At 64.8% G+C, this 11,937-nt stretch carries 14 protein-coding genes and 1 riboswitch; of the genes, 6 read left to right on the top strand and 8 right to left on the bottom strand.

The window, feature by feature from the left end; all coding sequences use genetic code 11:
- The first annotated feature begins 1 nt into the window (after position 1).
- The 3 genes from ACSBQT_RS08495 to ACSBQT_RS08485 all read left to right on the top strand — a co-directional run bounded on the left by ACSBQT_RS08495 (position 2) and on the right by ACSBQT_RS08485 (position 2,206).
- On the top strand, positions 2-1,219 hold the full coding sequence (locus ACSBQT_RS08495) for a cysteine desulfurase family protein (protein WP_435001491.1): 1,218 nt from the start codon (positions 2-4) through the stop codon (positions 1,217-1,219).
- Between the two features lie 140 nt (positions 1,220-1,359).
- Positions 1,360-1,575 carry a hypothetical protein gene (locus ACSBQT_RS08490; protein WP_435001489.1) on the top strand — a complete coding sequence of 72 codons (216 nt, stop codon included), beginning with the start codon at positions 1,360-1,362 and terminating at the stop codon, positions 1,573-1,575.
- A gap of 106 nt (positions 1,576-1,681) precedes the next feature.
- On the top strand, positions 1,682-2,206 hold the full coding sequence (locus tag ACSBQT_RS08485) for a DUF1648 domain-containing protein (protein ID WP_435001487.1): 525 nt from the start codon (positions 1,682-1,684) through the stop codon (positions 2,204-2,206).
- Between the two features lie 52 nt (positions 2,207-2,258).
- Here ACSBQT_RS08485 and ACSBQT_RS08480 read toward each other — a convergent pair whose 3' ends face one another.
- The 4 genes from ACSBQT_RS08480 to ACSBQT_RS08465 all read right to left on the bottom strand — a co-directional run bounded on the left by ACSBQT_RS08480 (position 2,259) and on the right by ACSBQT_RS08465 (position 5,617).
- Positions 2,259-2,999 carry a TenA family protein gene (locus tag ACSBQT_RS08480; RefSeq protein WP_435001485.1) on the bottom strand — a complete coding sequence of 247 codons (741 nt, stop codon included), beginning with the start codon at positions 2,997-2,999 and terminating at the stop codon, positions 2,259-2,261.
- A 67-nt stretch (positions 3,000-3,066) separates the two neighbouring features.
- Complete coding sequence (gene thiD / locus ACSBQT_RS08475) at positions 3,067-3,936, bottom strand: bifunctional hydroxymethylpyrimidine kinase/phosphomethylpyrimidine kinase (RefSeq protein ID WP_410708493.1); 870 nt, start codon at positions 3,934-3,936, stop codon at positions 3,067-3,069.
- A complete protein-coding gene (gene thiE / locus ACSBQT_RS08470) occupies positions 3,933-4,691 on the bottom strand; it encodes a thiamine phosphate synthase (protein WP_435001484.1) in 759 nt (252 codons plus the stop codon). Before thiE ends, thiD begins: the two co-directional genes overlap by 4 nt.
- Entirely contained in the window at positions 4,688-5,617 is a 930-nt protein-coding gene (locus ACSBQT_RS08465) for a hydroxyethylthiazole kinase (RefSeq protein WP_435001482.1), read from the bottom strand. The genes thiE and ACSBQT_RS08465 overlap by 4 nt, the downstream gene beginning before the upstream one ends.
- Positions 5,605-5,738: riboswitch (TPP riboswitch) on the bottom strand. Its footprint overlaps the gene before it by 13 nt.
- A gap of 260 nt (positions 5,739-5,998) precedes the next feature.
- On the opposite strand from ACSBQT_RS08465, the gene ACSBQT_RS08460 reads away from it, so the two are divergent.
- Both ACSBQT_RS08460 and ACSBQT_RS08455 read left to right on the top strand, forming a co-directional pair.
- A complete protein-coding gene (locus ACSBQT_RS08460; protein ID WP_435001480.1) occupies positions 5,999-6,466 on the top strand; it encodes a DUF3800 domain-containing protein in 468 nt (155 codons plus the stop codon).
- Positions 6,450-6,881: a hypothetical protein gene (locus tag ACSBQT_RS08455; protein WP_435001478.1), complete on the top strand. Its 432-nt coding sequence runs from the start codon at positions 6,450-6,452 to the stop codon at positions 6,879-6,881. Before ACSBQT_RS08460 ends, ACSBQT_RS08455 begins: the two co-directional genes overlap by 17 nt.
- A gap of 163 nt (positions 6,882-7,044) precedes the next feature.
- Here the strand turns inward: ACSBQT_RS08455 and ACSBQT_RS08450 are convergent, their stop codons facing one another.
- The 4 genes from ACSBQT_RS08450 to ACSBQT_RS08435 form a co-directional block, all read right to left on the bottom strand.
- Positions 7,045-8,256 carry a sugar ABC transporter permease gene (locus tag ACSBQT_RS08450; protein WP_410708498.1) on the bottom strand — a complete coding sequence of 404 codons (1,212 nt, stop codon included), beginning with the start codon at positions 8,254-8,256 and terminating at the stop codon, positions 7,045-7,047.
- Entirely contained in the window at positions 8,253-9,077 is an 825-nt protein-coding gene (locus tag ACSBQT_RS08445; protein WP_052239997.1) for an ATP-binding cassette domain-containing protein, read from the bottom strand. Before ACSBQT_RS08445 ends, ACSBQT_RS08450 begins: the two co-directional genes overlap by 4 nt.
- A gap of 98 nt (positions 9,078-9,175) precedes the next feature.
- Positions 9,176-10,270, bottom strand: coding sequence for a substrate-binding domain-containing protein (locus ACSBQT_RS08440; protein WP_435001475.1), 1,095 nt, complete (start codon positions 10,268-10,270; stop codon positions 9,176-9,178).
- Positions 10,271-10,362: 92 nt separating this feature from the next.
- Positions 10,363-11,481, bottom strand: a complete 1,119-nt coding sequence (locus ACSBQT_RS08435) for a LacI family DNA-binding transcriptional regulator (protein WP_435001472.1) — start codon at positions 11,479-11,481, stop codon at positions 10,363-10,365.
- Positions 11,482-11,511: 30 nt separating this feature from the next.
- On the opposite strand from ACSBQT_RS08435, the gene ACSBQT_RS08430 reads away from it, so the two are divergent.
- Positions 11,512-11,928, top strand: a complete 417-nt coding sequence (locus ACSBQT_RS08430) for a hypothetical protein (RefSeq protein ID WP_435001470.1) — start codon at positions 11,512-11,514, stop codon at positions 11,926-11,928.
- Positions 11,929-11,937: the final 9 nt, after the last annotated feature.

Here is an 11,937-nt window from a genome sequence, read left to right as displayed (position 1 = left end):
GATGACCGGGCGCCTCTACCTCGACACCGCGGCCGCGGCTCCCGTCCGCAGGGAAGCCCTCGAAGCCGCTTGGCCGTATCTGGCCGGGGCGTTCGGCAACCCGTCGAGCCACCACGAGTTCGGTCGCGGACCCGCCGAAGCCCTCGCCGATGCCCGTGCTCGGGTGGCGAAGGTGCTGGGCATGAGGGCCACGGACATCACGTTCACCAGCGGCGGCACCGAGGCGGACAACCTCGCGATCATCGGCATGGCCCTCGGGCAACAGACCCAGGGTCGGGGTCCAACCCAGGGTCGGTCCGGGACCGCGGCGCCGCCTCGGCGACATATCGTCACCTCCCCCATCGAACACGAAGCGGTGCTCGCCTCGGTGGAGTTCCTGACCCGCGTCCACGGGTTCACCGTCACCGAGGCGGCCCCGACCTCCGATGGGACCGTGACCCCCGAAGCCCTCACGGCAGCGATCCGCCCGGACACCGTGCTCGTGAGCTTGGGTTATGCGAACAATGAGATCGGCACCATTGCCGACATTCCGACCCTGGCGGGAATCGCCCATGAGGCCGGTGCTCTCTTCCATACGGACGCCGTGCAGGCGGCCGGGTGGCTGCCGCTGTCCGGATTGAGCGTCGATGCGCTCAGTCTGGCCGGGCACAAGGTCGGAGCGCCAAAGGGCATCGGTGTGGCCGCGATCCGCGCCCGCGTCCCCGTCGAACCGATCATCCACGGCGGCGGGCAGGAGTCGGGTCGGCGCTCGGGCACGGAGAACGTGGCCTTGGCCGTCGCGTTCGCCACGGCTCTCGAAATCGCCGAGGCGGAGCGGCATGAGGCCGCCGATCGTGTCCGAGCCATCCGTGATGAGTTCATCGCCACGGTGCTCGGCAACGTACCCTGGGCGTTCCTGACGGGCACGGCGGACACGGCTGGCCCTGACGGCCGGGCGACGCGGACTCCGAATCACGCGTCGTTCTGCTTCTCGAACACCTCCGGCGAGGCAGTGCTGCTCGAGCTCGATCGCCTCGGAGTGACGGCCTCGAGCGGTTCGGCCTGTGCGGTCGGCTCCGACGAGCCCTCCCATGTGCTCACGGCCTTAGGGATCGCGGCGGAGGTCGCGCAGACGAGTGTGCGCTTCACCTTCCCGTCCTCGATCACCCCCGACCAGGGACGAGCGGCGGCCCAAGCTGTCAGCAGCGCAGCCGAGAGCCTCGCCGCTTCCTTTGCGTGAACCTTTGCGTGAACGGCGTCTCACACCCGAGTTGATTTTGATCACCTTCACGCTCACCAGGTGGGATAGCCCTATCTTTCTCTGTATTTTGGGGCGAGACTGAAAGAGAGGCATTCGTATCAGGATGTGAGGGGGCCGCCATGGATCTTTTGCTTCTGTTCATGATCGCAGTGATGTTTGCGACGATCGTCTTCGTCATCGGACGATACGCCTGCCCGAAGCATGACCGAGTGCCCCTCATCGAGGTTGACCACGTGCTTCTGTGGACGACTCTGCGCCGCGGTTGGCATGCACTCGGATCGTTCGGTCCGCTCACTCATTACCCGGATGACCCTTATGGAGCCTCCCGCGCCTGAGGCTCTGTCGCCTCGTTGGGGCCGAACCTCCGTCGTCTCCGTAGGACCAATCCTGCCGGACGATCGCCGCGGCCGGGTAGCACTCTGCTGTTGTTAGGGTGACAACATGCCTTCCTCTGCGCAACCGCATCGGAACCCACCGGGCGAGACCGCCACGCTCATCTTCGCGGTCGCCTCGATCCTCGTCTTCATCGGGGTCTGCGTCTGGTTCTGGGTGCAGGCACCCGAGAATATCGCCACCCATTTCGACTCCGTTGGTCAGCCCGATGATTGGACGTCGAAAACGGGACTTCTGTGGATCTTCCTGCCTATAGGCCTCGGCCTGCCCGTGCTCATGTCGATCCGGCCGCTGCTCGAGAAGCTTCCGGTCTCGCTCATCAATGCCCCGCACAAGGAGTATTGGCTCGAGCGCGACGAGAAGACCTACCTCGTCGGCTGCCTCATGGAGCTGCTGCGCATCACCGCGGGACTCACCGCGCTGCTCATCGCCGCCATCCTCGTCATCATCGCGGAGACAGCGCGTTCGGCGACGATGCCGGAATGGCTGACGTTCGTGCCGACGGCCATCTTCCTCGCCGCCACGGGACTCGCCGTGTGGCGTTTCTACCGCAGGCTCACCCCACCGAGGTGACCGACTCAAGGTCAGGGCCACCTCGGCGAAGGGGATCCGATGCTCCCTGGAATCAGACGGTGATTTCCTGGGGCAGGAACACGGAGACGTCCCAGTTCTGCATGGCGTGGGCAGAGGCCCAGAAGTGGAGTTCGAAGACGCAGGCCTGTTCGAAGGCGGCGCGCATGCGGGCGGCTTCCTCGCTCGGAGCCTTCGCGAGTTCCTCTTCGAGGATCTGCACGGCGTGGCGGGTCGATTCGTCGAAGTCGGGTGAGTCGTAGGTCTGCACCCAGGTGCGGTAGGGGTGGTCGTCGGCCATCTGCCCGGCCCGGTCGACAAGCACCTTGCCCATATGGGCGTACACCCAGAAGCAGGGCAGGACTGAGGCGACGCCCTCGCCGTAGGAACGGCTGGCGGCCGTGGCGACGAGGAACGATACATAACCCAGCGTCGTCGGGGAGGCCTTGAAACGAGAGCCTTCCGCGGTGAGCTCCTCCAGCGCCGAGGCGAGTCGGGCGTCGGCGAGCAGCTCTCCGTGCATCTCCTCTTCGACGGTGATCGCCTCGGCGGCGGAACCGGCCCAGAACCGGGATTCGTCACGGTCGACGGTCTTCGCCGCGAGGAACGACATGGCCTTGGCGTAGCCGTTGAGGTACAGGCTGTCCTGCGAGATGTAGTTGACGAAGGCCTTCGGATCGAGGCTGCCGTCAGCGAGCTGGGCGAGGAACGGCAGAGCTTCGATCTGCTTGATGATGGGGCGGACGCGGTCCCACAGCTGGGTGGTCAATGGGCCGGCGGTAAAGGTGACGGTCATGGGAACTCCTTTGTGCTGGTGTGACGTGGCGGTTCGGGTGAGGCGGCGGTCAGGTGGGACGGATATGTCAGGCGGGTCGACCGCGGACGATGTCGACCTGGTGGTCGACCGGTCCGTGGGCGCCTTCCGGATTGAGGCTCAGCTGCCAGTCAGCAGCCGAAGTGAGAGCGCGAGCAAGGTAGTCGAGGGCATTGCCGACAGCCTCGCCGAGGAGGTCCGACCCGATCTCTGTGCGTTCGCGGCCGAGGACGGCCACCTCGGCGGTGATCGCGGCTGACAGGGTGCACCCGGTCCCGTGTGTGTTCATTGTCGCCACACGGGCGTGGCTGAACTCGCGGACCTGGCCATCGGCGGTGGCGAGGATATCGATGACCTCGTCCTCGCTGCCGTGTCCGCCCTTGAGCAGGACCGCTCCGGGTCCGCGTTCGAGCAGGCGCCGAGCCTGGTCACGCATGGCTTCAGTCGTCTGTGCTTCGGGTTCGTCATCGCCGATCAGCAGGGCCGCCTCGGGGAGGTTGGGGGTGATGAGGTCGGCGACGGGCAGCAGGTGGGTGCGCACGGCGTCGACGGCATCGGTCTCGAGGAGGCGGTGGCCGGAGGTCGCGATCATCACCGGATCGACGGTATAGAAGCCGAGTCGACCTTCGGCGGCGCGGGCGACGACGAGTTCGACGAGGTCACGGCTGCCGAGCATCCCCGATTTCGTCGCATCGACGGGCAGGTCGCCGAGCACGGACTCGAACTGATCGGCGACGAAATCGACGTCGATCGGATAGACCCGGGACACCCCGTGCGTATTCTGCGCGACGAGAGCGGTGATGACGGTCGTGCCCATGGTCTTCCGCGCGGTGAAGGTCTTGAGGTCGGCATGGATTCCAGCACCGCCGGAGGGATCGGTGCCGGCTATCGACAGGGTGATCGGCGGGCGGGTCGTCACTGGCCGCTCCCGGCGAAAGCGGAAAGCAGCTCCCCGGCTGCCGACTTCGGATCGTCAGCCATGCAGATCGCCGAGACCACGCAGATCCCGATCAGTCCACGCCCCTGCAGGTCAGGGGCACGGTCGGTGTTGATGCCGCCGATCGCGACCGCGGGGATGCCGGCTTCAGCCACCAGTTCGCCGAGGCGGTCCGGTCCGATTCCGTCGGGGGCGTCGGCTTTCGTGGAGGTGTCGTAGACGGGTCCGATGCCGACGAGGTCGACGACTCCGGAGTCGCGGGCGGCGGCGAATTCGTCGCTGTGCGCGGCAGAGAGACCGATGAGCGGTGCCGCACCCAGGGCGGCGCGCACCTCGGCGACGGTGGTGTCAGTTTGGCCGACGTGGATGTGCACGTTCTCGCCTTCGTCGATGAGACGGCGGGCCACTTCGACGCGGTCGTTGAGGACGATGGGGACCGTGCGGTCGGTGTCGCGGGTGGCGGCATCGACGGCGGCGATGACCTGGCGGGTGAGCGAGTAGAAGCCTGCATCGTCGATGTCCTTGTCGCGGACCTGGACGATGCCCACTCCCCCGGCGACGGCGGCCTGCACGGTCTCGGCGACGCTGCGGCCGGCGGCCTCGCATTGCGCGGAGTCGGTGACGAGGTAGAGGCGCGTGTCGATTCCGGCGAAGCGGTCGGTCGCGTCTGCTCGGTCGTTCACGGTCGCGCTGTCGTCGGCCGGGTTGTCAGCGATATGGGCGGAACCGGCGGTCATGCCTGGACGCCTTTGCTGGCGGTTTCATTCGCAGAAGTGAGCGTGTCGAGGCCGATTCTCGCCTGTGAGAGTCGGTCGCCGTCGACGGTGTGGAGCGCATCGAGGAAGTTCACCGAGTAGCTGCCCGGCCCCTTCGCACCGTCGGCGGCGAGTTCCCCGGCGACCGCGAAGTGGGCGTGGGCGGCGACAACAGCTTCGAATCTCGCCGAGGCGGCCCTACCGTTCGCGTTCCCGTTTGCGGCGTTGACCGCTGAGACGTCGGCGTCGGGGTCGGCCAGTCCGGCGCGGGCGGCGGCCAAGTAGGCGACGGTGACGGCGCCGAGTGAGCAGCCGGTGCCGATGACCAGCGGCATGAACTCATGTCCGCCGGAGATGCGGGCGACGTGGTCGGTGCCGTCGATGTGGGCGACGACGGCATCGGTGGGTCCGGAGACGGCGACGATGGCACCGGTTTCTCGGGCCAGCTTTGCGGCGGCGGGAAGGACGGCGTCGACTTCGTCGGTGGAGTCGACTCCGCGACCGCCGAGTCCGACTCCGGCGAGTGCGGCGATCTCGGAGGCATTGCCGCGGATGGCGGTCGGGTGATCGGCGGCGGCGCGGCGGATGCGGGAGGTGCGGAAGTCGACGGCACCGACGCTCACGGGGTCGAGGACCCAGGGTTTTCCGGCGGCGTTGGCGACGTCGATGGCGGCATCGGCGGCGAGCAGCTGGTGGTTCGAGGCGGTTCCGAAGTTGACGAGAATTCCGCTGGCGATTCCGGCGAACTGTCCGGCATCGGCCTCGTGGTCGAGCATTGCCGGGGAGGCGCCGATGGCCAGGAGCACGTTGGCGCTGAACTGCTGCACAACGGTGTTCGTGATGCACTGGATGAGTGGGTTGCTTGCGCGCAGTCGCGCATTCGCAGAACGCAGGTCGAAGTCAACCATGACGATCCCTTCGCTAGTATGGCCCAGATCAGGTTCGATGGGTGTTCTCTCAGCCTCGTTGTCCTCCGTGCGCAGCGTCTTGGTGCGAACGGATCCTCATGAGGCACCCCATGTCATTGGCTCCGACTGTATCAGCCCGCCCGGACACGGGCGACTTCCACAGTCACAAGGTCAAGTCGGGGAATGAGCGCCACTCCCCGTTGTGCGCCATGCTGGCCGATAGGTCCCCGTACAAGACTGATTGCACGGACCTCCGTGCTGTGAGATTATTGAAGTGGTAGCAAGGAGTTCACCTCCTAGAGCGCCAAGTCGCAAGCCCACGTCTCAGACGTGGGTTTTTGCGTTGGGCCTCGTGTCAGAGCCGCTGGGTAGAGTTTGCCCATGCTGCTCGCCTATATCGATGAGATCGGTGAACCCTGCCCGTACGTCGCCAAAGACCACCCGAGATTCAACACCAATCCCGTCTTCGGCTATGCAGGCTTCGTCATTCCCGAAAGCTCGGCTCGGAGATTCGGTCAGATCTTTACAGCAGAGAAGCGACGTGTCTTTGCCAGCGAGCTTCGGGGCGTAGAGAACCCGGGCCGCTGGGAGCGAAAGGGCTCAGATATCTTCACCCCAGACGCTTGGCGAAGATACGGTGAGCAGATCCGTGTCTTTCGCGGACTGATCAACAGGCTCGCAGAACTGAGCGGACACGTCTTCTTCTATGCCGAACAGAAGGAGGTCGGCACCAGGAAGCAAGTGCGGCTCTCCGATGAGCAGCGCTATGCGAGAGTCGGTCAATCGTCTCTGTCGTCACGCGGACAATTGCGGCGAAAATCTACTGACGCTGATGGACCAGATCAATGAGAAGCAACGGGCTGCAAGAGTAGCGTCGATATACGCACACATATTCTCGCGTGCCCAAGAATTCAGGGAAATGAATGCTGCCATTGAGCCGCCGATGCACATCGACAGTGCTCTCAGCTCCAATATTCAGTTTGCCGATTGGATAGCAGCATCTGTCAGCCGAGCCATCGACTACCAACTCGAACGCGGATCAAGGTACGACTGGGTACCTCAGGCCCTCGGCAGCCACATGCACCATCGCATCACATACGAATCCAAGCTTCGTCTCTGGCAGAGTTCGCTGGGCGATCTGAACAACTTCGACGTATTCAAAGCCGAGAGGCCTTACCTGGACCGACTTCAAATTGGATCCATGAGCCCCGAAGATCTCGCAAAACTTGAGAGGATCAAGCACGCATCCATGAAGCGTCGCTGACGCTCCGCAGAACGAGCTACTGGAACCGCGACGTGTTCAAGTGCTCCACGTAAGCACTCGAGAAGCTCGCGAGCGGGCTGCTCAAATCCGAGATGGCCATCTGTACGGAGCCATTTCGGAGCTGAGCGACCCGCTCGGCGGAATTCCGAGGGCGGGCTTCCCGCTACCCGCGCCCGACGTACCTCTGACCGCGGCGGCTGAGCGCATCGACGACGACTGCGGTGAGCAGCACGAGTGCCGTGATGATCTGCTGTGCATCGGAGTTGAAGCCGATGAGGTAGAGACCGTTGTTGATCGCACCGACGACCAGAGCACCGAGCACGGCTGCCCAAGCAGTTCCGCGACCGCCGAACAGCGAGGTACCGCCGATGACGGCTGCAGCGATCGCATTGAGCAGGTCCTGCGTGCTCACCAGCGTCGATCCCGCATTCGTCGTCACACCGGTCTTGATGAAACCGAACAGTGCGGCCAGCACTCCGGCGGCCATGAACACGCTGATGCGCACCCAGGTCACGCGGATGCCAGCGCGCCGGGCGGCTTCGACCTTGCCGCCGACGGCGTAGATCGACCGGCCATAGCGGGTCTTGCGCAGCACGAGATCGATGATGATCGCGATGACGATCATGAGGAAGAACGGCATCGCCAGACCGAAGTCCTGATTGACGAGGATGAGGAACCCGAACACGATCGCGGCCAGCAGCACGATCCGCACGATCACAGAGGTCCAGCTCGGAGCGCTGAGACCCTCCCGGTGGCGGCGCAGCTTCGAATAGATGATGCCGCCGCCGAAGCCGATGATCGCGACGGCGCCGAAGATATAGGCCCAGATCGCCGGGAAGTAGAAGCTCGCGAAGTCGAAGGCGAAGGTGTCCGACATCGACAGGTTCTTCTGCGTGCCGAGAGTCGTGAGGGTCAGACCGGTGAACGCGAGCAGACCGGCCAAGGTGACGACGAACGCCGGGATGCCGACGACGGCGAAGAACCAACCTTGAATCGCGCCGACGACCAGGCCGAGCAGCAGCATGATGATCAGTGCCAGGGCCGGCGGCACACCTTGTCTCACCACCAGAACTCCGAGCAGCGAGGCGGCCAGACCTCCCAACTGCGCCAGAGACAGATCGATCTCGCCGAGGAGCAGGATGAGGTTGATGCCGAGAGCCAGGATCGCGAGGAACGCGACCTGAGTGGAGAGGTTGACGAGGTTGGCCGGAGAGATGAAGTTCGAGTCGGCCGACTGGAACACGATGACGATGACGATGAGAGCGAGGATGACCGGGAACGACCCCAGCTGCCCCTCTTTGACCCGGCGGACGAAGGTGCCGACCACACCTTCGGACGAGATCCGCTCATCGGTGATGAAGGAATTGCGGGTCATCGGCGCTCACCCCTCCGTGCGGCGCGTTTGGTCACGACGTTGTCGCTGGCTCCGGTGATCGCGGCGACCAGCACGTCGGTGCGCTCGTCACCAGGGAAGTCACCGGCATCCTTGCCCAGTCGCAGCACGTGCACTCGGTCGCACACCGCCTGCACATCGGCCATATTGTGGCTGACGAGCAGCACCCCGAGGTCGCGTTCCTTGAGCCGTTCGATGAGGTTGAGCACCTCGGCCGTCTGGGCGACGCCGAGCGCCGCCGTCGGCTCGTCGAGCATGACCAGCGAAGGTTCGCCGAGGAGGGACCGAGCGATGGCGACCGTCTGACGTTGACCGCCGGACAGGGCCGCGATCGGCACGCGCACGCTCGGGATCTTCGCCGAGAGGCTGCGCAGCAGCTCCCACGACTTCGCTTCCATCGAGACCTCGTCGAGCACGCCGCCGCGGGTCTTCTCGTGCCCGAGGAACAGGTTGGCCACGACGTCGAGGTTCTCGCACAGGGCCAGATCCTGGAACACGGTGGCCACTCCGGCCTTCTGCGCGTCCTTCGGCGAGGAGAACTTCTGCGCCGTGCCGTTCATGATGAGTTCGCCCTCATCGGCACCGTGGACTCCCGCGATGACCTTGATCAGGGTCGACTTGCCGGCGCCGTTGTCGCCGACGAGACCGACGACTTCGCCGCGGCCGACGCTGAGATGGATGTCGGTCAGCGCTTGGACGGCGCCGAACCGTTTGTTGATTCCGCGCAGTTCGAGCACCGGCTCGCTGTCGCTGCCCGGCGACCGCGTCGCTGCGGATGCCGGTTCAGGTGTCTCTGGTGTCATCTGTTCCTACTTGTCGCTGTCGATGACCTCGGCAGCCGGCGACCGGTGATGGTCGCCGGCTCGAGGTCGGTCACATCAGATCACGAACGCGAACGCGTTCACTTCACGCCTGCGTCGGCACAGAGCTTCTCCACCTTGCCGGTGCAGATGTCCTCGGCCTTGATCTGGTCACCGACGATGTCCTTGATGCTGTCCGTGGTGACGACCTTAGCTTCGACGAAGTCCGTGGGGGTATCCTTGTAGGTCGTTCCCGCATCGACGTCCTCGCCCGCGGCCAGAGCCACAGCGGCCTTGGCGGCGAACTCCGCCTGGGGCGGAATCGACTTATAGATCGTGGCGTACTGGTCACCCTTGAGGATGTTCTGCAGTCCGTCCACCTCGGCGTCCTGACCGGTCACGACGGGTTCGACCTTGGCCTTCTTCGTCGCGGCGATCACGCCGCCGGCGGTGCCGTCGTTGGCCGAGTAGATCGCGATCGGCTTCTCATCCGCACCCTGCAGCTGACCTTCGACCCACTGGCGGGCGTCGTCGGGATTCCAATCGAGGGTGTCATGGCTGGCGGCGATGTCGACGCCCGCGCCCTTGAGGGTCTCTTCGGCACCGGCCTTGAAGTCCGCGGCGTTCGGGTCCTTCGGGTCGCCGTTGACCATCCAGACCGGTCCGGACTTCGGGTCGACTCCGGCGTCCTTGAGTCCGTCGAGGACGGCCTGGCCCTGCAGGTTGCCGATCTTCTTGTTGTCGAACGAGGTGTAGTAGTCCGCACCTTCGAAGAAGCGGTCGTAGGCGATGACCGGGATCTTCTTCGCTTCGGCCTTCGACAGCCCGGAGGAGACCGCGGAAGCGTCGACGGGGTCGAGGACGATGGCGTCGACGCCCTCGGTCACGGCTGCCTCGACCTGTTGCTGCTGCTGAGTCGCGTCCTGATTGGCGTTGCGGTATTCGACCTTCGCGTCAGGGTTGGCTTCCTTGAGGTATTTCTCGAAGTTCGGCTTATCGAGCGACTCGTACCGGGTGGTCTTCGACTCGGGCAGCAGCAGCGCGATCGTGACGTCCCCGTCACTGCCGGATCCGCTATCGGCCTCGTCGTTTCCCTGGCCCTTCTGATTACCGCAGCCACTGAGCGCAAGAGCACCGATAGCGACCGAGGCACCGAGGAGCGCCAGCTTCTTGTGGGACTTAAGGTTGTGCCTCATTGTGAACCTTTCAATCTTTCTGACAACGTTGTCAGGCTGTTGAATATGATTCGCTGAACGCCGCCTGCTGTCAACTGTTTCGGCAAAAGTTTTCAGCGGGTGTCGGGAGGCTCTTCGCCGCTGCCACGAGCGATGACGCACACTGCATTGTCGAAATCCGGCCCCTTGCCACCGTTATTGCTGTCCCTTGCAGTCACGTTCTCTCCAGGATGTGTCCCCTCGCCGAGGCGGCCCCCACCGTCCCCGGAAATGCTGGGTCGGTCCCCGGAGACGCTGGAATCCGCGCTGGCACGGAGTCGTCGGACCGCCTCGGCGGCGAGGGATTCGACGTTGCGATCGACGACGGTGACATCGAGGAGCTCAGCCGTGGGGAAATCGTCGATGCCGACCAGGGCCGGCCATTGGCCGAGGCGGCGGCAGGCGTCGATGGCACCTTGGGTCACTGTGGCCGACAGGGCGATGAGGGCTCCGGGCGCGCTGCGGGATCCGAGCCAGGCGGCGACGACGTTCTTCGCGCTGGCTTCGTCGTGAGCGTCTTCGCGCATATAGGCGCGCCAGCCGACGCCGCGGCGGCCGGCGATGGCGTCCTGGATTCCCTGCAGTCGGCGGGTGGTGATGAGGCTGGGCGAATGATCGCCGATGACGCCGAGTGCCATGTGCCCGTGAGCGAGCAGCTGTTCGGCGGCGAGGCGTCCCGCCTCACGATCGTCACCTGCGACGATGCTGATTCCAGGGCCCACGACAGCTGGGTCGAGGGAGACGATTCGGGTGCCTGGCGCCGAGGCGGCTCGCGCGTAGGTCTCGGCCGCCTCGGGGTGAGCGCGGATGACGATGATCCCGGTCAGGTCGTTGGCGAGGCATTCGTCGAGGAAGGCTTCCTCCCGGTCCGGGTCGTCTCCGACCACGGTCACCACTGGGCGCAGGTCGAGGGCGGCGAGCTCGGCTTCCACTGCGGCGAAAGCGCGGGCTTGGAAGGCATCCCCTGCGTCGGAGAGGACGACGCCGATGTAGGGTGAGCGGCCTCCGGCACGCAAACGTCGAGCCGTGGAGTTGAGTCGGAATCCGAGTTCTTCGGCGGCAGCTTCGACCTTCCCCGCCGTCGACGCCGCAACGTGCTTTTCGCCGTTGAGGACGCGGGAGGCGGTTTTGATGCTGACGCCGGCACGCGCAGCGACCGTGGCCAGGGTCGGCCGATCGTTCTGCTTCGCCATGCGCACACCTTTGAGTCTGAGAACCGGTTCGTGACTCTGCGCATCGACGCGCGGTCAACCGTTGGAATGATACTAACCGCTCGCGCGGCGGACTCAGTCGCGCCTGTCTGTGTTCCGCAGTTGTATCAGCCTGTGATCGTGCGATTGAAGTCCAAAGCAGTCTCAACCCAGAATGCCAACTGCTCGTCGTCACAGACGGCATCTGCGCTCACGTTGATCCACCCCGCTCCCATTGTCTCGACCGGTTCCCATTTCGGCTTGGGCAGCTTCGTGTCGTTTGAGGAGCTCATCGTGACGGTCAGCGTCGACGTGCGCGAGCAGATCACCAGTCTTACCTGCGCTGACGATCATCTTCTCGTTGACCATGACCGCGCGGCCCCCGAACATCGAGACCTCTCGGACAGCGGTCTCTTCGGCAATGAGTGCACGAATTCGTTCGATGAGTGAAGTCTGCTC

Source organism: Brevibacterium sp. H602 (assembly GCF_051172395.1).
Taxonomy (GTDB): Bacteria; Actinomycetota; Actinomycetes; order Actinomycetales; family Brevibacteriaceae; genus Brevibacterium.
Note: the sequence above shows the minus strand (reverse complement) of the source record. Positions and strands in the feature narration are given on the sequence as shown.